General features: G+C 61.1%; 17 protein-coding genes and 2 tRNA genes. 4 read left to right on the top strand and 15 right to left on the bottom strand.

Features of this window, described 5'->3' with window-relative positions; all coding sequences use genetic code 11:
• The first annotated feature begins 17 nt into the window (after positions 1-17).
• Positions 18-1,979, top strand: coding sequence for a methyl-accepting chemotaxis protein (locus SM130_RS03050; RefSeq protein WP_102824355.1), 1,962 nt, complete (start codon positions 18-20; stop codon positions 1,977-1,979).
• Positions 1,980-2,029: 50 nt separating this feature from the next.
• Here SM130_RS03050 and SM130_RS03045 read toward each other — a convergent pair whose 3' ends face one another.
• Positions 2,030-4,309 (bottom strand): YgiQ family radical SAM protein, encoded by a 2,280-nt coding sequence (locus SM130_RS03045; RefSeq protein ID WP_102824354.1) that lies wholly within the window; start codon positions 4,307-4,309, stop codon positions 2,030-2,032.
• 168 nt (positions 4,310-4,477) lie between these two features.
• Here SM130_RS03045 and SM130_RS03040 point away from each other — a divergent pair, with 168 nt between their 5' ends.
• A complete protein-coding gene (locus SM130_RS03040; protein WP_102824353.1) occupies positions 4,478-6,343 on the top strand; it encodes a diguanylate cyclase domain-containing protein in 1,866 nt (621 codons plus the stop codon).
• Here SM130_RS03040 and alr read toward each other — a convergent pair.
• The 9 genes from alr to rnr all read right to left on the bottom strand — a co-directional run bounded on the left by alr (position 6,331) and on the right by rnr (position 16,889).
• Positions 6,331-7,407, bottom strand: a complete 1,077-nt coding sequence (gene alr, locus SM130_RS03035; protein ID WP_102824352.1) for an alanine racemase — start codon at positions 7,405-7,407, stop codon at positions 6,331-6,333. The two genes, SM130_RS03040 and alr, sit on opposite strands and share 13 nt — an antisense overlap.
• Positions 7,408-7,545: 138 nt before the next feature.
• Positions 7,546-8,940, bottom strand: coding sequence for a replicative DNA helicase (gene dnaB / locus SM130_RS03030; RefSeq protein ID WP_102824351.1), 1,395 nt, complete (start codon positions 8,938-8,940; stop codon positions 7,546-7,548).
• A gap of 104 nt (positions 8,941-9,044) precedes the next feature.
• Positions 9,045-9,491, bottom strand: coding sequence for a 50S ribosomal protein L9 (gene rplI, locus SM130_RS03025; RefSeq protein ID WP_102824350.1), 447 nt, complete (start codon positions 9,489-9,491; stop codon positions 9,045-9,047).
• Between the two features lie 21 nt (positions 9,492-9,512).
• Positions 9,513-10,406: a hypothetical protein gene (locus SM130_RS03020; RefSeq protein WP_102824349.1), complete on the bottom strand. Its 894-nt coding sequence runs from the start codon at positions 10,404-10,406 to the stop codon at positions 9,513-9,515.
• 34 nt (positions 10,407-10,440) lie between these two features.
• Positions 10,441-10,671, bottom strand: a complete 231-nt coding sequence (gene rpsR, locus SM130_RS03015; RefSeq protein ID WP_003283112.1) for a 30S ribosomal protein S18 — start codon at positions 10,669-10,671, stop codon at positions 10,441-10,443.
• A 28-nt stretch (positions 10,672-10,699) separates the two neighbouring features.
• Entirely contained in the window at positions 10,700-11,116 is a 417-nt protein-coding gene (gene rpsF / locus SM130_RS03010) for a 30S ribosomal protein S6 (RefSeq protein WP_038656701.1), read from the bottom strand.
• Positions 11,117-11,296: 180 nt separating this feature from the next.
• Complete coding sequence (locus tag SM130_RS03005) at positions 11,297-13,462, bottom strand: PAS domain-containing protein (RefSeq protein WP_102824348.1); 2,166 nt, start codon at positions 13,460-13,462, stop codon at positions 11,297-11,299.
• A gap of 173 nt (positions 13,463-13,635) precedes the next feature.
• A complete protein-coding gene (gene rlmB / locus SM130_RS03000; protein ID WP_102824347.1) occupies positions 13,636-14,391 on the bottom strand; it encodes a 23S rRNA (guanosine(2251)-2'-O)-methyltransferase RlmB in 756 nt (251 codons plus the stop codon).
• Positions 14,388-16,889 carry a ribonuclease R gene (rnr, locus tag SM130_RS02995; protein ID WP_102824346.1) on the bottom strand — a complete coding sequence of 834 codons (2,502 nt, stop codon included), beginning with the start codon at positions 16,887-16,889 and terminating at the stop codon, positions 14,388-14,390. The genes rlmB and rnr overlap by 4 nt, the downstream gene beginning before the upstream one ends.
• A 204-nt stretch (positions 16,890-17,093) precedes the next feature.
• On the opposite strand from rnr, the gene SM130_RS02990 reads away from it, so the two are divergent.
• Both SM130_RS02990 and SM130_RS02985 read left to right on the top strand, forming a co-directional pair.
• A tRNA-Leu gene (locus tag SM130_RS02990) sits at positions 17,094-17,180 on the top strand.
• A gap of 117 nt (positions 17,181-17,297) precedes the next feature.
• Positions 17,298-17,384: transfer RNA gene (locus tag SM130_RS02985), tRNA-Leu, on the top strand.
• A gap of 161 nt (positions 17,385-17,545) precedes the next feature.
• Here SM130_RS02985 and SM130_RS02980 read toward each other — a convergent pair.
• The 5 genes from SM130_RS02980 to hflX all read right to left on the bottom strand — a co-directional run bounded on the left by SM130_RS02980 (position 17,546) and on the right by hflX (position 23,841).
• Positions 17,546-18,841 carry an adenylosuccinate synthase gene (locus SM130_RS02980; RefSeq protein WP_102824345.1) on the bottom strand — a complete coding sequence of 432 codons (1,296 nt, stop codon included), beginning with the start codon at positions 18,839-18,841 and terminating at the stop codon, positions 17,546-17,548.
• Positions 18,842-18,928: 87 nt separating this feature from the next.
• A complete protein-coding gene (locus tag SM130_RS02975) occupies positions 18,929-20,116 on the bottom strand; it encodes an ATP phosphoribosyltransferase regulatory subunit (RefSeq protein WP_102824344.1) in 1,188 nt (395 codons plus the stop codon).
• Positions 20,117-20,399: 283 nt separating this feature from the next.
• Complete coding sequence (hflC, locus tag SM130_RS02970; protein WP_102824343.1) at positions 20,400-21,266, bottom strand: protease modulator HflC; 867 nt, start codon at positions 21,264-21,266, stop codon at positions 20,400-20,402.
• Positions 21,266-22,441 carry an FtsH protease activity modulator HflK gene (gene hflK / locus SM130_RS02965; RefSeq protein ID WP_102824342.1) on the bottom strand — a complete coding sequence of 392 codons (1,176 nt, stop codon included), beginning with the start codon at positions 22,439-22,441 and terminating at the stop codon, positions 21,266-21,268. Before hflK ends, hflC begins: the two co-directional genes overlap by 1 nt.
• A 98-nt stretch (positions 22,442-22,539) precedes the next feature.
• Complete coding sequence (gene hflX, locus SM130_RS02960; protein ID WP_102824341.1) at positions 22,540-23,841, bottom strand: ribosome rescue GTPase HflX; 1,302 nt, start codon at positions 23,839-23,841, stop codon at positions 22,540-22,542.
• Between the last annotated feature and the right edge of the window lie 8 nt (positions 23,842-23,849).

The following is a 23,849-nucleotide window of genomic DNA, read 5'->3' as shown; positions in this document are numbered from 1 at the left end:
TGTCCTGCGAGGCGAGCATGCGCCTGAAGTCGTTCACAACTCTCAATACGTTACTGCTCGTCGCGGTCTGTCTGGCGCTCGGTGCCACCCTCTGGTGGTCCGAGCGCGCCATGGAACGTCCCTACCTGCTCATGGCGCATTACCTAGGCCTGTCCCAGCAGTTTCAGCACCAGGCCGCCGAGAACATCCGCGGCTATCTCGCCAGCGGCGATGCGCTGCGCCATAGCCTGGCGCAGCAGGTACTTGCCGATCTGCAAGGCGAGATAACCGAACTGCCCCATGGGCTGGTCGATCGACTGCGTCCGAGCCTGGACGATCTGATCCTGTTCAGCGCAAATGACTTGCTCGCAGCCGGCAAACTGGCGGGAGATCCTCAGGGCCTGCTCCTGCAGGCAGAACGCGAAATGGCCGGGGCGCTAGCGCAACTCGACGACTACCGGGCCGAGTCCAACCACCCCGCTGCCCAGCATTACCAGCAGCCGCTGTTCATCACAGGGCAGCGGCTGCTACGACTCAGTCATGCGCGGGGAAAACTGGTAGCTTCCGGCCGGGACGAACTCGCCAGCGAAGTTGAACAGGCGTTGCACCAGCTCGAACAGAGTGCAGCGAAGATCGACGGCTTGCCCCTCCTTGGGGTCGTCGCAGCCGAGAAGTCCGCCGCCAGCAATTTTGCAGCTCTGCTAGATCTGGGAGATGCCGCAAACCAGGCCAGCGAAGACAAAGGCATTGCTCTGAAACGCGAGCTTTCCAGCCTGATCAAGCGCTATCCCGCCGAACTGCAGCGCACACGCCAGTTGATCCGCCAACGCAACGAGCTGCTGGAAAGCAGCGCTCGCAAGATCAACGCCGTGCAACAGGCACTGGCAGAGCTGGAGCCGGCGGTGCGAGCCGAACATGGCCGCATTCAGGCTGAGGTGCGCCTGTTGCAGGGCGGCATCATCGTCCTGATTCTGCTCATTGCCCTGACCATTGACCGCCTGCAGCGTCAGCTCACCCGCGCACTTTCCCAACTGGTACCCGCGCTCTCGGCATGGGCTGAGGGAGATTTCACAAGCGATGCGCGTATCGCGTCGAAGATTCCCGAGATAGCCGATATCGAAAGCTCGCTGAACCGCCTGCGCAGCTATTTGCTGCAACTGGTCGGGACCTTGCGCCAACAGGCCACTCAGGTTGCCGTCAGCAGCCGCAGCCTCGATGAGATGAGCAGTGACCTGCATGATGGCGCCCAGCGCCAGACCGGCGATACGGCACAGATTCGCGATTCGCTGGGCGAACTGGAAGCGACCATCCAGCAGGTGGCCGATGGCGCCGGAGAAGCCGCCGAGGCGAGTCGCGCCGCAGCGCGCGCGGTGCATCACGGCCAGCAGGTAATAGGCCAGAGCCTGGCCGGCCTGCACGGGCTGGTCAGCGAAGTGCAGGACAACGCCATAGCCATCGAACGCCTGGCCGACGAGACCACCACCATCGGCAACGTACTGACGGTGATCCGCGCCATTGCTGAACAGACCAATCTGCTAGCCCTCAACGCGGCCATCGAAGCCGCGCGTGCCGGCGGTCATGGCCGCGGGTTCGCGGTGGTCGCCGATGAGGTTCGCTCACTGGCACAGCGCACCAGCGGTGCCACCGAGGAGATCCAGCAATTGATCGGTCGTCTACAGCAAGCGGCGCGCCAGTCAGTCGAGGCGATGCGTAGCCAGGTCGAGCATGCCGAAAGCACGGCGAATCTTGCGCAGAGTGCCGATCAGGCACTCGATGAAATCGTCTCGACGATCGCAACCATCAGCCGCATGGCCGAGCAGATTGCCCAGGCCACCGCACAGCAGGGTGAAGCGGCGGGCGAGATACGTGGACACAGCGAACGCATCCACCAACTGGGCGATACCAACCTGAGCCATATCAGCCGTGGGCGGGAACAAAGTGCGCAGATGCTGCGCCTGGGCGGCGAACTGGATCGAGCGACCCAGGCGTTCAGGTTCTAAAAAAAACGGAGCATGGCGCTCCGTTTTCTTATATCGGCGAGCCTCGTCGGCTAGCGGGGTGCGACGGGGCGCTGCGACTTGCCGCCTTTGCCAGCCGGCTTGCCCATCTTTTCCGCCTTGCGCCGCGCCTCGGCCGCCGCCTTGGCCTGCTCGCGCTTGTCCCAGGCGTTGCCGTCGTGACTGCGTGGTGGCAACCCGTTGTGCTGGGTAAGGATCTTGCCACCCTGCCCGGCTTTCTTGCTGCCAACCGGCGTGGAGTTTTTGCGTCGAGCGCTCTGATAGCCCTCGGTAGCAGGCTGATGCGCCGGGATCAGCTGATGCTTGCCGTTACCAATCAGGTCGGCGCGCCCCATGCTGATCAGCGCCTCGCGCAGCAGCGGCCAGCCCTTGGGGTCGTGATAACGCAGGAAGGCTTTGTGCAGACGCCGCTGTTCCTCGCTCTTGACGACGGTGACGCCCTCACTCTTGTAGGTCACCTTGCGCAGCGGGTTCTTGCCGGTGTGGTACATGGCGGTGGCCGAGGCCATCGGTGACGGATAGAAGGCCTGTACCTGGTCGGCGCGGAAACCGTTGGCCTTGAGCCACAGCGCGAGGTTCATCATGTCCTCGTCGGTGGTGCCGGGGTGCGCAGCGATGAAGTACGGGATCAGGTACTGCTCCTTGCCCGCTTCCTTCGAATACTTCTCGAACATCCGCTTGAAGCGATCGTAGCTGCCGATGCCCGGCTTCATCATCTTGTCCAGCGGGCCACGCTCGGTATGTTCCGGGGCGATTTTCAGGTAGCCGCCCACATGGTGGGTGACCAGCTCCTTGACGTACTCCGGCGACTCCACGGCGAGGTCATAACGAAGACCGGAGGCGATCAGGATCTTCTTCACGCCTGGCAGCGCACGTGCCTTGCGATACAGCTCGATCAGGGAGCTGTGGTCGGTATTGAGGTTCTCGCAGATGCCAGGGAACACGCAGGACGGCTTGCGGCAGTGCTTCTCGATCTCTTGGCTCTTGCAGGCCAGGCGATACATATTGGCCGTCGGGCCGCCGAGGTCGGAGACCACGCCGGTAAAGCCCGGAACGTTCTTCATTTCCTCGATCTCATGCAGGATCGACTCATGGGAACGGCTCTGGATGATGCGGCCTTCATGTTCGGTGATCGAGCAGAAGGTGCAGCCACCGAAGCAGCCACGCATGATGTTCACTGAGAAGCGGATCATCTCGTAGGCCGGAATCTTCGCCCCGGCATAGGCAGGATGCGGCACGCGCGCGTAGGGCGCCGCGAAGACGTAATCCATTTCCTCGGTCGTCAGCGGAATCGGCGGTGGGTTGAGCCACAGTTCGCGATCATCGTGACGCTGTACCAGCGCGCGGGCGTTGCCGGGGTTGGTTTCCAAATGCAGCACGCGGTTGGCGTGGGCATACAGCGCAGGGTCGTTGCGCACTTTCTCGAAGGACGGCAGGCGAATCACCGTGCGGTCACGCTCGAGCTTCGGGTGTGGTAGCAGCTCGACCGGCTTCGCCTCGTTGGGATCATCCTGCGGCCCCTTGTCCTTTTCGATCGCGCAAGCAGAAAGGTCCTGAGTATTGACGTAGGGGTTGATGATCTTGTCGATCTTGCCCGGACGGTCGATACGCGTGGAGTCGATCTCGAACCAGCCTTCCGGCGCATCCTTGCGAATGAACGCGGTGCCGCGCACATCGGTGATGGCTTCGACCCGCTCACCCCGAGCCAGGCGCTGCGCTACCTCGACGATGGCGCGCTCGGCGTTGCCGTAGAGCAGGATATCGGCCGTGGCATCCATCAGGATCGATCGGCGCACCTTGTCCGACCAGTAATCGTAATGGCCGATGCGGCGCAGCGAGGCCTCAATGCCACCGAGCACTACCGGCACGTGCCTGTAGGCCTCCTTGCAACGCTGGCTGTAAACCAGACTGGCGCGATCGGGCCGCTTGCCGGCCAGGCCGCCTGGCGTATAGGCGTCATCGGAGCGCGCCTTGCGATCGGCGGTGTAGCGGTTGATCATCGAGTCCATATTGCCGGCAGCGACGCCGAAGAACAGATTCGGCTCGCCGAGCTTCATGAAGTCGTCTTTGCTCTGCCAGTCGGGCTGACTGATGATGCCAACGCGAAACCCCTGCGCTTCAAGCAGACGGCCGATGATCGCCATGCCGAAGGATGGGTGGTCGACGTAGGCATCACCGGTGACGATGATGATGTCGCACGAATCCCAGCCGAGCTGATCCATCTCCTCCCTGCTCATCGGCAGGAATGGCGCCGGGCCGAAACACTCGGCCCAGTACTTGGGATAGTCAAACAGCGGCTTGGCAGCGTGCATGGCGAAAAACCGGGACATCGAAAACGGGCGCGGAATATAGCACAAAAAATAACCAAGTCCGACCACCACGCAAGGTCTTTATCGGGCTATGCGACAGGCGCGCACGCTGTCACGGCTGCCCGCTATACTCGCGCCACTCAACCATAGCCCTGAGCCCGGGAGTGTCTGGTGCACGCCGTTCTTTTCGCCCTGCTTCTCGGACTTTGCAGTGTGGGCTCGGCCCATGCCGAAACCGCCCGCCTGAGTGCCAATGACAGCGGCCGCGGCCTGAATGCGCACGTCGCGCTGCTGGCCGATCCCGGCGCCGAGCTGAGTATCAATGACCTGCAACGCCCGGACATACAGGCACGCTTCGAGCCGGCGCAGGGCAAGGCCAGCGTCGGACAGAGCCCTCACCCATGGTGGATTCGGGTCAGCCTGCAACGCGAAAGCGACGCGCCATTGCAATGGTGGCTGGAGGTTGGCTCGGTGACGCTGAAAGATCTGCGCCTCTACCTCCAGGACGAAAACGGTGCCTGGGCAGAGCGGCAATCCGGCGAGCTGGTCGGTTTCAACGACGGCCGCGACCATGCCTACCGGCGAATGCTATTCCGGCTTCCACAACTCAGTGACCAGGCGCCGGTGACCTTCTACTTGCGCAGTCATGATCCCGCCGGCAACTCATTTCCTCTCAAGGTTTGGCAGCTGGATGCGCTGCAGGAGCAGGCCGTAGGAGAAAATCTGTTTCTGGGGCTGATCTACGGCGTCATCCTGGCGATGCTGTTGTACAACCTGTTCATCTTCCTCAGCCTGCGTGACAACGCGTACTTCTGGTATGTGATGACCACCAGCGGCGCGCTGCTGATGATCCTGGCGATGACCGGCCATGGATTCCAGTACCTCTGGCCAAACGGCCCTGTGCCCTTCTGGCTCGACCGCATCAGCATTCCGGCACTCTGGGGATTCAGCGCCTGCCGCTTCACCCAGACCCTGTTGCAGACGCGGCAGTTCGTTCCCTGGGCACACCGCCTGCTGACCTTCGCGTTGACCCTCTATGTTTCAGCCATACTGCTCAACGCGTTCGGCTGGCGCGCTTTCGGTGCCTGGGTGTTCGTAGTCCTGGCGCTCACAGCCATCCCCGCGTCGCTATGGGCTTCATTCCGCCGCTGGCGCCAGGGTTATTTTCCCGCACTGCTGTATCTGCTCGGCTTCGGGGTGATCCTGGGCAGCGTCAATCTGCTGCTGCTACGCGCCACGGGCGTGGTTCAACCGGCCCCCTGGAATGCCTACATATTCCCGTTGGCGGTTGCCGCCGAATCGATCCTGTTCTCCTTTGCGCTGGCTTATCGCATCCAGATACTCAAGCAGGAACGGGCAGCGGCTCTGGAACACGCCGACCAGGAAAAAACCGCACGGCTGAAGCACGCTCAGGCCAGCGCCGAGCAACTGACTATTGCGGTGGAAACGCGCACGGCCGAACTCGCCGAAGCCAACCGGCATCTCAGCGAACGTGAAATAGAACTCAAGCAGGCCGCTTTCCATGACCCGCTGACCGAACTGCCCAACCGCCGCTACCTCGTCGAACGCGTCGAGATGGCGCTGAGCGATGCCGGGCGCCGCAACGAGTCCATCGCCCTACTGCTCATCGATCTGGATCACTTCAAGCCGATCAACGACGAGCACGGCCACGACGCCGGCGACCAGCTATTGCGCACTCTTGGCCAACGCCTGCGCAATCTGGTACGCAGCAACGACATGGCGGCACGGCTCGGCGGCGACGAATTCGCCGTCCTGTTGACGGGGCCTGACGTCGAGCTCGATGCCGCCCACATTGCCGAGCGGCTACTGCATGAGCTGTCTCAGCCAGTTACCTACGGGGATATCAGCTTGGCGGTGACGATCAGCGTCGGCGCTGCGTTCTTTCCTCGCCACGCCGACGAGTTTGCACAGCTCTATAAGGCTGCGGACGAGGCGCTCTACCGCGCCAAACACCAAGGCAGAGGCAATTGGGTTAAACAGGACGGGCTGCGAACGCCGGCAGATCAGCCGACGTAGCGACGCGGGACCCGCCCGGTGACCTTGGTCAGCAGCTCGTAGCCGATAGTCCCACAGGCTTTCGCCAGCTCATCGATCGGCATCTGCGCGCCCCACAGCTCCACCGCATCGCCGAGCTGTGCCTGCGGCAGGTCGGTCAGATCGACGGCGAGCATGTCCATCGACACCCGCCCAGCCAACGGCACGCGCTGGCCTTGGATAACGACCGACGTACCAGACGGCGCCGTACGCGGGTAGCCATCGGCGTAGCCGCAGCTGACGGTGCCGATTCGCGAAGCGCGCTGCGCCACCCAGCTGGCGCCGTAGCCGACGCTTTCACCTGGCTGCAGCTCACGAATAGCGATCAGCGCGCCAGTCAGTGTCATCACCGGGCGCAGCCTGAGTTCTTGCGCACTCAGCTCTGCGAACGGTGTAGCGCCGTAAAGCATGATGCCAGGGCGAATCCATGCCATATGCGCCTGTGGCAGCGTCAGCACTGCCGCGGAGTTGGCCAGCGAGCAATTGTCGAACTCCAGCGCCAACAGTTCGCCATAACGCTCCAGCTGCAGTTCGGTCAGCGGATGGCCGCGCTCGTCGGCGCAGGCGAAGTGGCTGATCAGGTTCAGTTCGCCGACCTGCGCTCGGCCTTTGAGCCGCGCATGGCATTCCCGCAGGCCTTCCAGCGTGAAACCGAGCCGATGCATGCCCGAGTCCAGCTTCAGCCAGATGTTCAGCGGCCGACCAAGATCGGCGTCGAGCAACCAGTCGGCCTGGCGCTGATCCTGTATGGCGACGTCCAAGCCCAGTTCAGCGGCGCGCAGATATTCAGCCGGCTCGAAACAGCCTTCCAGCAACAGGATGCGCGCGTCCGGGGCGCTGAGCCGAATGTCTTCCGCTTCTTCCAGGCAGGCCACGGCGAAACCGTCGGCAATCTCGCGCAGCGCCGTCACCGCTTCGCGCGCGCCGTGGCCGTAGGCGTTGGCCTTGACCACAGCAAATGCCTGGCGCTGCGGCGCGCATTGCTTGGCAAGCAGATAGTTGTGACGAAGCGCGGTCAGATCGACCGTAGCAACCAGCGGACGCATGGGACTCTTCCTGTACAACAGCGGGTGGGTGAAATCTTACTCCTGTCGACAGGGCCGCGCAGGCCGAGGTTCTGCCGAAGGCGGGCGGGACGACATGCTGTCGGCGGCGAAAACGCCAATGCGCACGCCCGCCCCGGCTTACTCGTCGTCGAACTGGTAACTGCCGGGCGCCAGATTCTCGAAACGCGAATAGCGACCGAGGAACGCCAGGCGCGTGGTGCCGATCGGACCGTTCCGCTGCTTGCCAATGATGATTTCGGCGACGCCCTTGTACTCGGTTTCCGGGTGATACACCTCGTCCCGGTACACGAACATGATGATGTCCGCGTCCTGCTCGATTGCTCCCGATTCACGCAAGTCGGAGTTCACCGGCCGCTTGTTGGGACGCTGCTCGAGCGAGCGGTTGAGCTGCGACAGGGCAATAACCGGACAGTTGAATTCCTTGGCCAGGCCCTTGAGCGAGCGGGATATCTCGGAAATCTCGTTGGTACGGTTGTCGCCACTCGATCCTGGGATCTGCATCAACTGCAGGTAGTCGACCATGATCATGGCGATTTCGCCGTGCTCGCGAGCCAGGCGCCGGGTTCGCGCACGCATCTCCGACGGGCTGATGCCGGCGGTATCGTCGATGAACAGCTTGCGGTCGTTGAGCAGGTTCACGGCCGACGTCAGCCGAGGCCAGTCGTCGTCCTCGAGCTTACCGGCGCGGACCTTGGTCTGGTCGATACGCCCCAGCGAAGCGAGCATACGCATGACGATAGAGTCAGCGGGCATTTCCAGGGAGAACACCAGTACCGCCTTGTCGGTGCGTAGCACGGCATTTTCGACGAGGTTCATGGCAAAGGTCGTCTTACCCATGGAGGGGCGACCGGCGACGATGATCAGGTCGGCCGGCTGCAGCCCATTGGTGGCTTCGTCCAGATCGGTAAAGCCAGTGGACAGGCCGGTGATCGCCTCACCTGCATTGAACAAGGTATCGATGCGATCGATCGCCTTTACCAGGATGTCGTTGATGCCGATCGGGCCGCCGGTCTTGGGCCGCGCTTCGGCAATCTGGAAGATCAAACGCTCGGCTTCGTCGAGGATCTCCTCGCCGGTACGGCCTTGCGGTGCGTAGGCGCTGTCGGCGATCTCGTTACTGATACCGATCAACTGCCGCAGCGTCGCGCGCTCGCGAATGATCTGCGCGTAGGCCTTGATGTTGGCTACCGACGGGGTGTTCTTCGCCAGCTCACCGAGATAGGCCAGGCCGCCGACCTGCGACAGGTGCCCTTCCTTGTCCAGCTGCTCGGACAGGGTGACCACGTCGAACGGCGAGTTGCGTTCGGCCAAGGTGAAAACGGCGCGGAAGATGAGGCGATGATCATGACGATAGAAATCGCCATCGGAGACCTGATCGAGCACGCGCTCCCAGGCATTGTTGTCCAGCATCAGACCGCCGAGCACCGCCTGCTCTGCCTCGATGGAATGTGGCGGCACCTTGAGCGCGGCGGTTTCCAGATCGTATTGCTGGGGGGCACTGATGTCGTTCATGGCACTCGGAATTCGGAACTACAGAAAAAACAAAGGGCACGTTCCATTCGCATGGAAACGTGCCCGATGTTACTCGTCAGGCACCAGCGGCGCCAAACGATGGCTTAGCCGGCTACGACGATCAGCTTGACGGTCGCTTCGACGTCGGTGTGCAGGTGCACAGCTACGTCGTATTCGCCAACCTGGCGAATGGTGCCGTTCGGCAGACGAACTTCGCTCTTCGCCACTTCAACGCCAGAGGCGGTCAGTGCGTCGGCGATGTCGTGAGTGCCGATGGAACCGAACAGCTTGCCCTCATCGCCCGCGGTAGCGGTGATGGTGACTTCCAGTTCAGCCAGCTGAGCAGCGCGAGTTTCGGCAGAGGCCTTACGCTCGGCAGCAGCTTTTTCCAGGTCAGCGCGACGAGCTTCGAACTCGGCGATGTTAACTGCGGTAGCAGCAGTAGCCTTGCGCTGCGGCAGCAGGTAGTTGCGACCGTAACCAGACTTGACGTTTACCTTGTCGCCCAGGTTGCCCAGGTTTGCGACTTTTTCCAGCAGGATGACTTCCATTTGAGTCTTACCTCTTAGCTTTTAACCTTCACCGTTCGCAGGTCCCGCACCGTTCTTACCGGCTGCGCGACCACGAAAATCAAACAGACTGTCGACAATGGCCAAAACGGCCAGTAGCGGATAAATCAACTGCATGAACAGCACCATGGTGACGTACAGCCCCACCAGCCAGAATCGCGGCAGACGCCCCTGAGCCACCAGTCCGTGCATCAGCGCGATACCGGCGAATACCAGCGGCACACTGCACAACGGCGTCAACACGGCCAGCTCTACGCCAAGGTTGGGCCCCAGCAACATGCCGACCAGCAACAGCATCGCCAGCAGCGGCGGAAACCGCAGCGCACGAAACTCGCTGCCGAAACCACCCGGGTTGTACAACGCACCCTGCCAGTACCGGCCCAGCATCAGGCTTAGCAACGTAACGATCTGCAGCAACGCAGCCAGAAGGCCGGTCAGTACAGGTGCCAACAACGACTCCAAGCGCCCGCGCTCTTCCACCGAAAGCTGCTGATAGGCGCCCGACAATGCGTCAGGCAACACTTTCTGCAGTTCGCTGGCCAGCGCCGCAATGGGCTCGCCGAACACCGCACCGAGAGCCCAGACATACAGCAGTCCAAGCCCCACGCTGCACAACATCACCCGCACCCACGACGCCTGGCTACGCAACAGCAACGCCAGCCCCAGCGAACCCAGTAATACCAGCAGGGTTCGCGGATCGCCGAAGTACCACCAGGCCAGAGCCGGCAATACGGCCCAGACCAGCACACCCAGCGCATCGTTGAGACCACGCCGCAGCAACACTAGGCAGCCCGCGGCAGCGCTCAACCAGAACAGCATGGGCAGCGCCGCGGCGCCGGCCACCACGAAGATGGCTTGCATACGGCCGCGCATGATGAACTCAGCCAGGGCGCGCATGCGATTTATCCTTTACTTCTGCCGACCAGCCGGATCAACGGCCGTGGCTGTCGGTGTAGGGCAGCAGGGCCAGGTAGCGGGCGCGCTTGATAGCGGTAGCCAGCTGACGCTGATAACGTGCCTTGGTTCCGGTGATACGGCTAGGAACAATCTTGCCGGTCTCGGAGATGTAGGCCTTCAGAGTGTTGAGATCTTTGTAATCGATCTCTTTCACGCCTTCGGCGGTGAAACGGCAGAACTTACGACGACGGAAAAAACGTGCCATGAAATAGGCTCCTCAATAGATCCGTGGATTACTCGTCAGCGTTGTTATCGCTGTCACTGTCGCTCTCATTGGAGCCATCAGTGTTGTCAGGGCGATCACGACGCTCGCGGCGCTCGCTACGGTTTTCCTCGGCCTTGAGCATTTCAGACTGCTCGGTCTCGGCTTCGTCGCGACGAATGACCAGGTTACGGATGACGGCGTCGTTGTAGCGGAAGTTGTCTTCCAGCTCGGCCAGGGCCTTGCCACTGCACTCGACGTTCAGCATCACGTAGTGAGCCTTGTGCACGTTGTTGATGGCATAAGCCAACTGACGACGGCCCCAGTCTTCCAGGCGGTGAACTTTGCCACCGTCTTCTTCGATCAGCTTGGTGTAACGCTCCACCATGCCGCCGACCTGCTCGCTCTGGTCCGGGTGAACCAGAAAGATGATTTCGTAATGACGCATAATTGCTCCTTACGGGTTGCAGCCTGCCGATAATACGGTCAGGCAAGGAGTGAATGACTTGTTGTCTTGCCTGTAGAAAGGCGCGCAAACGCCTGCCACCCAGGCAAGGGGCGCCATTCTAGTGAAGGGCCGGCAGTGGCGCAAGGCAAACTGGTGAATATTTAACCAGCCCGGCACCTGTCAGCGGCGCAACGCTGCGCGCTCGGCGCGAATGCCGTCCAGCAGCTCTCGAACCTGATGGATGTCGTAGGGCTTGAGCATGGTGCGCAGCCGTGCCAGACCGACGTCGGAGGCATTGACCGCATAACCCGAAGCAATCACCAACGAGAGTTGCGGCTGCCGGCTGGCCGCCTCACGAGCAAGGTCAATGCCACTCATACCAGCCAGCCCTACATCGGTCAGCAATACATCGAAGCTCTGCCGCTCGAGAACCTCAAGCGCCTCCTCTGCCGTTTCACTGGCCACGACCTGATGCCCGAGCTCCATCATCACCTCGCCGGTCAACATGCGCAGCGTAGGATCGTCCTCGACGAAGAGAATCTGCAGGCTGCGATCATCGTCCTGCCGCTCCGAGGTAGCTGCCAACGGCGCCTTCCCTGTAACCGCCTGGATTGGCCTGCCTGAACGGTCGCCATCCTCCCCCAATGACTGAGCATCGTCGACACAGCGGGGCAAATGAACATGCACAGCCGTACCACCGCGCTCGCCGCTCTCCAGCGTGACGAAGCCACCGCTCTGCTTGACGAAACCGTAGACCATGCTCAAGCCAAGGCCAGATGCGTTGCTGTTCTGTTTGGTAGTGAAGAAGGGCTCGAATGCCCGGGCACGTACGTCGTCGCTCATGCCACTGCCTTCATCGATCACACTGAGCAGAACGTACTGACCCCGCTGTTCGGCCGGAGCCTCTTCACCCAGCAGACGGTTCTCCAGGCGCAGCACGACGCGGCCACTGCCTGCCATCGCATCACGCGCATTGGATGCCAGGTTCAGCACCACGCTTTGCAGATTGCCTACATCGACAAAGATCGGCCAGGGCTGGCCCAGCACGTCCAGTTCCAGCTGCACGGCCGAACCCAGGGCCCCGTTTAGCAACTCGTGCATCTGTTCGAGAAGATCGGGCAAATCAACCTGCTGCGGAAGCAGCGGCTGGCGACTGGCGAAGGCGAGAAGCTGCGAAGCCAGACGCGCGCCCTTCTCGACTCCGCTAACCGCCGAATCCAAACGCCGCGCAGCGGTTTCGTCGCTACCAAGGCTGCGCCGCAGCAATTGCAGGTTGCCACCGATGATCTGCAACATGTTGTTGAAGTCGTGCGCGATACCGCCAGTCAGCTTGCCCACCGCCTCCAGGCGCTGGGCCTGCTGTAGCGCCTGCTCGGCCACCTGTCGCTCGGCCTCGCTTTGTTGCAATGCAAGACTGCGCTCGCGAACCAACTCCTCCAGATGTTCGCGATAGCGGCGCAACTCCGTTTCGTTGCGCTGCTGCTCAGTCACTTCCTGGCCCTGGACGAAAATACCGATGACAGCGCCGTCGTTCTCAACGATCGGCTGCAGCACGAAATCCAGAATCGTTTCCTCCGGCTCTCGGTCCGCCTGTCGTCGGAGAAATAGCGATACGCGCTTACCGATATACGGCTGTCCCGTCCGATAGACGTCATCGAGCAACCCGATAAGCGCCTGCCCCTGTATTTCCGGCAATCCTTCACGAACCGTCTTGCCCAACAACTGACGGTGCCCGGTAACCTGCCGGTAAGCATCATTGACCAGTTCGTAAACGTGTTCCGGACCACGCAGGAAGCACACGAATCCAGGCGCCTGGGCAAAGAGACGGCGCAGCTGCTCGCCTTCAGACTGCAACAATTTGGCGCGGGACATTACGCCCTGCTCCAGCTGTTGCACGGGCTGCTGGCCCGCCACGGCCTCGCGCAGGGAGTCTTTCATCGCCTGCAGCTCGGTGATGTCCGATGTGTGCTGCAGGATCGCAACCACCTCATCCTGCTCATCCAGGATCGGCGTGTGCGTAGCGCTCCAGTAACGATCCTCGTAGACGGGTCCGTGTGGCGTTTGGCGCGCGATGGAATAACGAATCACTGGCAGCGTATCGATCGTCTTGCGGCTCAGCACGCGAGCAAAAGAGTCGAGCAACTCCTGCACCCGAGTGGTTTCGGGACTGAGCGGATCGGCCGCAAAAGCCTCGTGCAGCCGCTGCCCCTGAATGTCACCTAGACTCCTGCCGGTCAGCGTCAGGTAGGCCGTATTGGCATCCAGAATGACCAAATTGGGATCAAGCAGGACATAGGCGTTCGGGGATAGCCGGAACAGGCTTTCGAAAGATGGGCGCTGCTGCATACAACCTCCATGGTACGAGCCTGACGCCGCGTAACGAACTCAGCAAGGCTCCGATGGCATCCGGAGCGCTCAAGCAATATGACGAGAAGCCGCTATCCGTCGGACGGGCCTGGGACACCGATTGACCACAAAAAGGTCAATCGGTTTCAGATGGCACAGGTAATCCTGCAAAGCTAACCAGTCACCTTTGCGCCCCTACGCTGGCGTAGTGCTTCGAACAGGCAAACGCCGGTGGCTACAGACACATTGAGACTACTGACGCTTCCGGCCATGGGCAGGCGCACCAGGTAATCGCAATGTTCGCGAGTCAAGCGCCGCATACCGCGACCTTCTGCGCCCATGATCAGAATGGTGGGCCCGGTAAGGTCCTGATCGTAAAGGGACTGCTCGGCTTCGCCGGCGGTGCCGACGACCCACAAGCCGCGCTGCTGTAATTTCTCAAGAGTACGCGCGAGATTGGTGACGGCGACCAGGGGAATCACCTCGGCCGCTCCGCACGCAACCTTACGCACGGTGGCGTTGAGGGTGGCCGACTTGTCCTTCGGCACGATCACTGCCAGCGCTCCCGCGGCATCCGCGGTGCGCAGGCAGGCGCCAAGATTGTGCGGATCGGTCACTCCGTCCAGCACCAAGAGCAGCGGCGGCCCTTCGGCGCGATCGAGCAACTCCTCGAGCATCGCCTCGCCCCATACCTGGCTTGGACTGACATCGGCGACCACTCCCTGATGCACGCCTTCAACCCAGGCATCCATCTCGCGGCGCTCGCACTGGCCGACACTCACGCGCGCCTGGGCGGCGAGCTCGATCAATACCTGAACGCGCGGATCGCCACGACCCTCGGCCAGCCAAACCTGTTTGACGCGCTTAGGATGATGGCGCAGCAACGCCTCCACGGCATGCAGACCGTAGATCTTCTCCAGCTGACTCATGACTTGGCCTTGCGCTTTCTGGGAGCACCGCTGGTACCGGACGGCTTCTCACCCGACTTCACGGCGGGCTTGGACTTCGCAGCCCCCGACCTGGACTTGCTGCCAGTCGCCTTCTCGCCCTTGCTCTTGCGACCGCCCTTGCCTTCAGCCAGTAGTGCCTTCTTCAGCTCTCGACTCTTGCGCACATCGGCATTGCCAGGCTCGCGACTACGACCCTCACCATCGCGCTGACCCGGGGCAGACTTGGTACCGCCTCCAATCAGCTCGAAGTCGATCTTGCGCTCATCCAGATCGACGCGCATGACGCGAACTTCGACGCTGTCACCGAGACGGAAACTACGACCGCTGCGCTCGCCGGACAGACGATGGTGCAACGGATCGAAGTGGTAGTAATCGCCCGGCATCGCTGTGACATGCACCAGACCCTCGACATAGATGTCGGTCAACTCGACGAACAGGCCGAAGCCGGTCACCGCAGTGATGACACCTGGGAAGGTTTCACCGACGCGATCTTTCATGAACTCGCATTTGAGCCAGTTCACCACGTCACGAGTGGCCTCATCGGCACGCCGCTCGGTCATCGAGCACTGCTCGCCCAACTGCTCCAGAGCCGCTTCGTCGTACGGATAGATGCGCGCCTTGGGCATGCTGCTTGCGCCTTCGCGGCGCACGTGCGGCGTATCACGACGAGAACGGATGACGCTACGAATGGCCCGATGCACCAGCAGATCTGGATAACGCCGGATCGGCGAGGTGAAGTGCGCGTAGGCCTCGTAATTCAATCCGAAGTGACCGTGATTCTCGGCGCTATACACCGCCTGGCTCAACGAGCGCAGCATCACCGTTTGGATCACATGGAAATCCGGGCGCCCCTGGATCTGCTCCAGCAACGCCTGATAATCCTTCGGCGTTGGACCATCCTTGCCCTTGTGCAACGAAAGACCAAGCTCACCAAGGAATGCGCGCAGTTTTTCCTGGCGCTCCAACGGCGGGGTATCGTGGACACGATACAGCGCTGGAATCTCATGTTTCTGCAGGAACTCCGCCGTGGCGACGTTGGCGCAGAGCATGCACTCCTCGATCAGCTTGTGCGCATCGTTGCGCTCGGTGGGCTTGATCTCGGCGATCTTGCGGTCGGCGCCGAAGACGATACGCGTATCCTGCGTCTCGAAGTCGATCGCTCCGCGAGTGTGACGCGCCTTGAGCAGGACTTTGTACAGCGAATAGAGCTGCTTGAGATGCGGCAGCACTTCGGCGTACTCGGCACTCAAGCGCTTGCCTTCGGCGGACTTGGGCTGTTCGAGCATGGCACTGACCTTGTTGTAGGTCAGACGTGCATGGGAGTGGATCACCGCCTCGTAGAACTGGTAGTCGGTCATCTTCCCCGATTTGCTCAGGGTGACTTCACAAACCATCGCCAGGCGATCGACCTGCGGATTCAACGAGCAGAGCCCATTGGACAGCTGCTCGGGCAGCATCGGCACCACCCGCTCGGGAAAATACACCGAGTTACCGCGAACCACCGCTTCCTTGTCGAGCGCCGAGTCGACTTTGACGTAATGCGAAACGTCAGCAATGGCGACGTATAGGCGGAAACCGCCAGTCAGCAGTTTCCAGCCACCCGGCTTTTCGCAATAGACGGCATCGTCGAAATCCCGCGCATCCTCACCGTCGATGGTCACAAACGGCAGATGGCGCAAATCAACGCGCTTGTGCTTGTCCTTTTCGTCCACCTCGGGCTTGAGCCGGGAAGCTTCCTTCAGCACCGCTTCCGGCCAAACATGCGGGATATCGAAGCTGCGCAGGGCTACATCGATTTCCATGCCCGGCGCCATGTAATTGCCGATCACCTCGACGATGTCGCCCTGCGGCTGGAAGCGCTGGGTCGGCCAGTGCGTGATCTTCACCTCGACGAACTGACCTGGCTTGGCATCCAGCGCCCGACCCGGCGTCACCAGCACTTCCTGCTGGATCTTCGGATTATCGGGAATGACGAAACCAACATCGCTTTCGATGTGGTAGCGACCGACGATGCTTTCATGCGCGCGACTGATCACTTCAACGATCGCGCCTTCGCGACGCCCGCGTCGATCGAGGCCGGCCACGCGGGCCAGAGAGCGGTCACCGTCGAAGACCAAACGCATCTGCGCAGGACTGAGAAACAGATCGTCGCTGCCATCGTCGGGTATCAGAAATCCGAAACCATCGCGATGACCACTGACGCGACCACAGACCAGGTCCAGCTTGTCTACCGGGGCATAAGTGCCGCGCCGGGTGTAGATCAGCTGGCCATCGCGCTCCATCGCGCGCAAACGGCGACGCAGCGCTTCGATATCTTCTTCGGACACGAGCCCGAACTCTTCAACCAGCTCTTCGCGGGCCGCCGGCGAGCCACGCTCACCGAGATGCTGGAGAATCAGCTCGCGACTGGGGATAGGGTTGTCGTACTTTTCCGCTTCACGAGCGGCCTCGGGATCGAGGGATTGCCAATCGGCCATTAAGAGATGTCACCTTTCATTCATTTATAGGGCCAGAACGCCCTTTTTCTATTGAAGCGCGAATCGCTGCCGGACGGCAGCTTTCACGCAAATTATTTTTCACCATCAGGGGTTTACAAGGCTATACCTCAGCCGTATAGTTCGCGCCCACAATGTCTGGCAGACGTTGTAACACGGAAACGGCCAAGTATCATCGTTTCTTGTGCCCAGGTGGCGGAATTGGTAGACGCACTAGGTTCAGGTCCTAGCGGTGGCAACACCGTGGAAGTTCGAGTCTTCTCCTGGGCACCACTTATTCAAATGAAACCCGCCGCAACATGGCGAGTCTCATGCAAGACGAAGAAGTCAACTTCGGTCGATCTGATCGACGAAATGGCAAAAAAAGTCGATGAGCAATCATCGCAATGTGCCCAGGTGGCGGAATTGGTAGACGCACTAGGTTCAGGTCCTAGCGGTGGCAACACCGTGGAAGTTCGAGTCTTCTCCTGGGCACCACTCTTCAAGAAAAAACCGAGCCTTTGGCTCGGTTTTTTCGTTTCAGTGCCAGGCCGGTCAGCAGCGTCACCAGCAGCGCACCCTATTCGATCGCCCACCCACAAGCCGTAACGCAAAAGACCGCCCGAGGGCGGTCTTTTGCTGTAGCCATAACCCTTCGATCAGGCGTACGGATGACGCAGCACGATGGTCTCGTTGCGGTCCGGGCCAGTGGAAATGATATCCACCGGGGCCTCGACCAACTCCTCGATACGCTTGATATAGGCACGTGCATTGGCCGGCAGCTCATCGAGCGCCTTCACACCAACGGTCGACTCGCTCCAGCCCGGCATTTCTTCGTAAACCGGCTGCAGGCCATCGTAGCTGTCAGCATCGGTAGGCGCATCGACGAGCACGTCGCCGTTGCGATCCCTGTAGCCAACACAGATACGAATGGTTTCCAGCCCGTCGAGCACATCGAGCTTGGTCAGGCAGATGCCGGAGATGCTGTTGATTTCGATGGCACGACGCAGAATGACCGCGTCGAACCAACCACAGCGACGCGCACGACCAGTAGTCGAGCCGAATTCATGACCACGCTCGGCCAGGCGAGCACCGACCTCGTCGAACAGCTCGGTCGGGAACGGACCGGACCCAACACGCGTGGTGTAGGCCTTGGTGATACCAAGAATGTAATCAAGGTATAGCGGGCCAAAACCGGAACCGGTGGCGGTGCCGCCAGCAGTAGTGTTAGAGCTGGTCACGTAGGGATAGGTGCCGTGATCAATGTCCAGCAACGAACCTTGAGCCCCCTCGAACATGATGCAGGCGCCCTGCTTACGCAGTTCGTGCAAACGCGCGGTAACGTCGGTGATCAGCGGCCTGAGAATCTCCACATAACCAAGCGCCTCATCGAGGGTCTTCTGGAAATCAACCGGCTCGACCTTGTAGTAGTTCTGCAGCACGAAGTTGTGATATTCCAGCAGCTCGCGCAGCTTGACGGCGAAACGCTCCGGATTGAACAGATCAGCGATGCGTAGACCGCGACGCGCAACCTTGTCTTCGTACGCCGGGCCGATGCCACGACCGGTTGTGCCGATCTTGCCTTCCGAGCGCGAAGCTTCGCGCGCCTGATCCAAGGCCACATGGTAAGGCAGGATCAGCGTACACGACGGACTGATGCGCAGACGCTCGCGTACCGGCACACCCTTTTCTTCCAGCTTGGTGATTTCGCGCAGCAGCGCATCGGGAGCGACCACCACACCATTACCGATGAGGCACTGCACGTTGTCGCGCAGGATGCCGGACGGAATCAGGTGCAGCACAGTCTTCTCACCGTCGATGACCAGAGTGTGACCGGCGTTGTGGCCGCCCTGGTAACGCACGACCGCAGCCGCCTGATCGGTCAGCAGATCGACGATCTTGCCCTTGCCCTCATCACCCCATTGGGTGCCCAGGACCACGACGTTCTTACCCATAACCCTTTGTCCTCTTCGGCGAAGCATACCGGTCGCAACCGGCGATAATCGAAACCAGGCCGGCGCCGCAGCGCGGCGCCACAGCCATTAGGACGCCAGCGAGGCTACCGTCCAGACATCATTACTCAACAGCAATTGCCGGTCACAACCCAGCTGCGCGGCGTCGGCCTGCGACTGACCGTCGAGAGCCTGAACGACGCGCTCGCCCTGGCTGCGCAAGTCGCGAATCGCACCCCACAAACCGGACTCATCACCCTGCGGCGCCCAGATGCCAGACACGGGCGTCGTCAGATCAGCATTCCCCAGACTGACCAAGGTCTTTAGATCCGTGGAAAATCCCGTCGCGGGCCGCGCACGACCGAAATCGGCACCGATATCGTCATAACGACCGCCCTGAGCGATCGACTGACCGACGCCAGGCACGAATACCGCGAACACCACTCCAGTATGGTAGTGATAGCCACGCAATTCGCCCAAATCGAAATACAGCGGAACATTCGGATATCGCGCTGCCAATTGATCGGCAATGACCACCAGGGTTTCCAGGGCTGCCTGCACGTCATCCGGCGCGCCAGCCAGCGCCGCACGCGCGTCGCCGAGCGCTTCGCGCCCGCCGCACAGTCGCGCCAGCGCACGCAGCATGCCCGCCAGGGCAGGCTCGATCGCTGCAGTCAGCTCGCCAATCTCATCCATTGCCTTGCGCTGCAACGCATCAAAAAGGCGCTGCTCAGCCTCGCCGCTAAGCCCAGCGGCCTTGGCCAGGCCGCGATAAATGCCGACATGACCGAGATCCATATGCACGTCAGGCACATCGGCCAACTCGAGCATTTCCAGCATCAGACTGATCACTTCGATGTCGCTCGAAGCAGACGCATCGCCATACAGTTCCGCGCCCAACTGAATGGGGCTGCGCGAAGTGGACAGTGCCTGCGGCTTGGCGTGCAGCACGCTGCCGGCGTAGCACAGGCGACTCGGACCTTCACGGCGCAGGGTGTGCGCATCGACACGAGCCACCTGCGGCGTGATATCGGCGCGAAGGCCCATCTGCCGCCCGGAGAGCGGGTCGATGACCTTGAAGGTACGCAAATCCAGATCCTGCCCGGAACCGGTGAGCAGAGACTCGAGAAACTCTACATGCGGGGTGATGACCAGCTCGTAGCCCCAGCGCTGGAACAGGTCCAGCACACGTCTACGCGCCGTTTCGATACGCGCCGCTTCGGGCGGCAGCACCTCTTCGATGCCATCTGGCAAAAGCCAGCGGTCTACCGTTGCCATTCGCGAAATCACCTCTCGTTCCGGTAAGCCCAGACGAAAACCGTGGCAGCAGCCTTGGCTGGCCTTCGGTCGCGTGCAGTTGTAATCGAACCATGGCATCCGAGCCATGCCCCTGAGGGGTCGGCATGACCACTGCATGCCTGGGATAGCCTGCGACCTCAAGGGCACAGACGCAAAAAAGCCGGGATTTCCCCGGCTGGCGGATCATAGCAATCTTTTCCCTACCGGTCACCCGGCGGCACTCGCGCGCCGCCGGGAAATCCGGACAGGTTGCCATGAAGCGCTACTTGCTGCTTTCCAGGTAACGGAAGAAGTCGCTCTTCGGATCGAGCACCATCACGTCTTCCTTGCTGGAGAAGCTTTCGCGGTAGGCCTGCAGGCTACGGTGGAACGCGTAGAACTCCTGATCCTGCCCGTACGCCGAAGCATAGATCGCTGCAGCTCTGGCATCACCATCACCACGCAGCTCCTCGGCCTCACGGAACGCCTCGGCCAGCAGTACACGTCGCTGACGATCGGCATCGGCGCGGATACCTTCGGCGAGCTCCTTACCTTTGGCGCGATGCTCACGAGCTTCACGCTCACGCTCGGAACTCATCCGCTCGAACACGCTGCGGTTCACTTCACGTGGCAGGTCGATACCCTTGACCCGCACGTCGACGACTTCAATGCCCAGCTCCTGCTGTGCTGCACGATTCAGGCTGGTAGTGACCTGCGCCATCAGCTCGTCACGCTGTCCGGACACGGACTCATGCAACGTGCGCTTACCGAACTGGTCACGCAGCGCCGCCTCGAGACGACGCGCCAGACGTTCATCAGCGATCTGCTTCACACCCGATGTCGCGGTATAGAAGCGCTCGGCATCGTCCACGCGCCACTTGGCGTAGGAATCGACCATCAACGCTTTCTTCTCCAGCGTCAGGAAGCGCGAAGTGGTCGTATCCAACGTCAGCAGTCGCGCATCGAACTTGCGCACCGAGTTCACGTACGGAATCTTCATGTGCAGACCCGGCTTCACATCAGGCTCAACGATGCGACCAAAGCGCAGCAGTACCGCGCGCTCAGTCTGCGAGACGATGTAGAAGCTGTTCCACAGGACGATTGCGGCGACTACACCCACGATCAGTGCCGTAAGGGATTTATTGCTCATCAGCGACTCTCCCTCGTACGAACTTCACGCGGATCCAGCTCCGGCGGCAAGCGAGTGCCCTGGGCTGCCGCACCCGAAGCCACGCCGGCAGGCGCTGGCGTGCTTGCGCCGCGGCTGTTGATCATCTTGTCCAGCGGCAGATAGAGCAAGTTCTGCCCACCGTCGCCGCTGATCATGACCTTACTGGTATTGCTCATGACTTCCTGCATGGTTTCCAGATACAGACGCTCGCGAGTGACCTCTGGCGCCTTGCGATACTCGGCAACCAGCTTGCTGAAGCGATCAGCCTCACCTGTCGCACGCGAAATCACCGCATCGCGATAACCACTGGCCTCTTCCAGCATACGCTGGGCCTGGCCGCGGGCTTCGGGAATCACGCCGTTGGCATAGGATTCAGCCTGATTCTTCTCGCGCTGTTCGTCTTCACGCGCACGAATCACGTCATCGAACGCTTCCTGCACTTCACGCGGCGCTGCCGCACTTTGCAGGTTGACCTGAGTGACAACGATGCCAGTGCCATAGTTGTCGAGGAACCGTTGCAGACGCTCCTTGACCTCACCAGCCATGACCTCACGACCTTCGGTCAGCACCTGGTCCATTGCCGTCGAGCCCACCACGTGGCGCACCGCGCTATCGGTAGCATGCTGCAAGCTGACCTCGGGCTGGTCTACGCTAAGCACGAAGGACTGCAGATTGCTGATCTTGTACTGAACGGTGAGCGGCACCTCGATGATGTTTTCATCCTCGGTGAGCATCTGACCCTGCTTGCTGTACGAGCGCTCGCGGGTAACGTTCTCTTGGAACTTGCGGTCGATCGGCGGGAAATAGATGTTCAGGCCCGGCCCCACCGTCTCGTGATACTTGCCGAAGCGCAGCACGACTGCCTGCTCCTGCTCGTCGACGATGTAGATGGCATTGAACAGCCATACCGCCAGCAGGACGACCAGGGCAATCCAGACCAAGCCGAAACCGCCGCGCTTGCCGCTGCCGCCCAAATTACTGCCGCCACCACGTTTCTTGCCGCCGAACATGCCGTTCAGGCTGTCCTGCAGCTTGCGGAAAGCCTCATCGAGATCCGGCGGGCCTTTCTGGTCGCCACCACCACGTCGGCCACCGCCACCGCTGCCCCAGGGATCCTGGTTGTTCGAGTTGCCACCCGGCTCATTCCAAGCCATAGCGCTCTCCATTCAAATAAAGCTAAAGGCGCGCCCACGGCGCGCCCGCCAATGCTACAGAAAGCCCCGAACGACCGGCAAAATTGCCAGCGCAGGCTTTATTGCAAAGTGTGTTGCTCGATGAACTCGTCCACCCGCAACCCTTCGCGGCTGATCAAGCGATTCAATTCGATTCTCGGCAGGCGAACCTCAAGCAGACTTCCACCCTCTTCGTCATGAGTTTCGCGCTGCACAGCACTCAGCTCGAAGAACTGCGCACGCAGCCGCCCGAGTTGCTGCGGCAACCGCAGCGTGCCGACAAACAGGTCATTACCCAGCAGTTCGGCAATTGCCTGGCGCACCAGATCCAAGCCCAACCCGTCACGCGCAGACACCCAAACGCGCTGAGGCCTACCATCGGCATCACGCTGAATTTGCGGCTCGATACCGACCATGAGATCGACCTTGTTGTAGACCTCAAGCATCGGCAGTTCGTTGGCGCCGATCTCTCCGAGCACGGCCAGCACCTGCTCGATCTGCTGATCACGCTCTGGCTCGTGCGCATCAATGACATGCAACAGCAAGTCAGCATTGCTGGATTCTTCCAGCGTCGCCCGGAAAGACTCCACCAACTTGTGCGGCAGATGACGAATGAAACCCACGGTATCGGCCAGCACCACCGGCCCGATATCGTTAAGCTCCAATCGGCGCAGAGTCGGATCGAGCGTGGCGAACAGCTGATTTGCCGCGTAGACGTCGGACTCGGTCAGTGCATTGAACAGAGTAGACTTGCCGGCGTTCGTGTAACCGACCAGCGACACCGAGGGGATATCGGCGCGACGACGGCCGCGACGAGCCTGCTCGCGCTGCCCGCGGACCTTTTCCAGACGTTGCTTGATTTGACGAATGCGCACACGCAACAGGCGGCGGTCGGTTTCCAGCTGGGTTTCACCCGGGCCACGCAGACCGATACCGCCCTTCTGACGCTCAAGGTGGGTCCAGCCTCGAACCAGGCGCGTGCTCATGTGCTCGAGCTGGGCCAGTTCGACCTGCAGCTTGCCCTCATGGGTACGAGCACGCTGCGCGAAGATATCCAGAATCAGACCAGTACGATCCAGCACGCGGCATTCGAGCGCCCGCTCAAGGTTACGCTCCTGACTGGGCGTCAACGTGTGATTGAAGATCACCAGTTCGGCCTCGCCATCCTTGACGAGGTCATGCAACTCCTCGACCTTGCCGCTGCCAATCAGGAACTTGGCGGTCGGCTGATGCCGAGCGACGTTGACGAAGCCAACCGCTTCGGCACCAGCGGAGCGCGCCAACTCCTGGAACTCCTGTGGATCCTCGCGTGCCGCGGGGTCCTGGCCATCCAGGTGCACCAGGATAGCCCGCTCACCACCACCGGGACGTTCGAAGAACAAGGAAACCT

This window comes from Stutzerimonas stutzeri (genome assembly GCF_038561965.1).
GTDB lineage: Bacteria > Pseudomonadota > Gammaproteobacteria > Pseudomonadales > Pseudomonadaceae > Stutzerimonas > Stutzerimonas stutzeri_AA.
The sequence above is the reverse complement of the archived record's forward strand: the minus strand, read 5'-3'. Positions and strand labels throughout refer to the sequence as shown.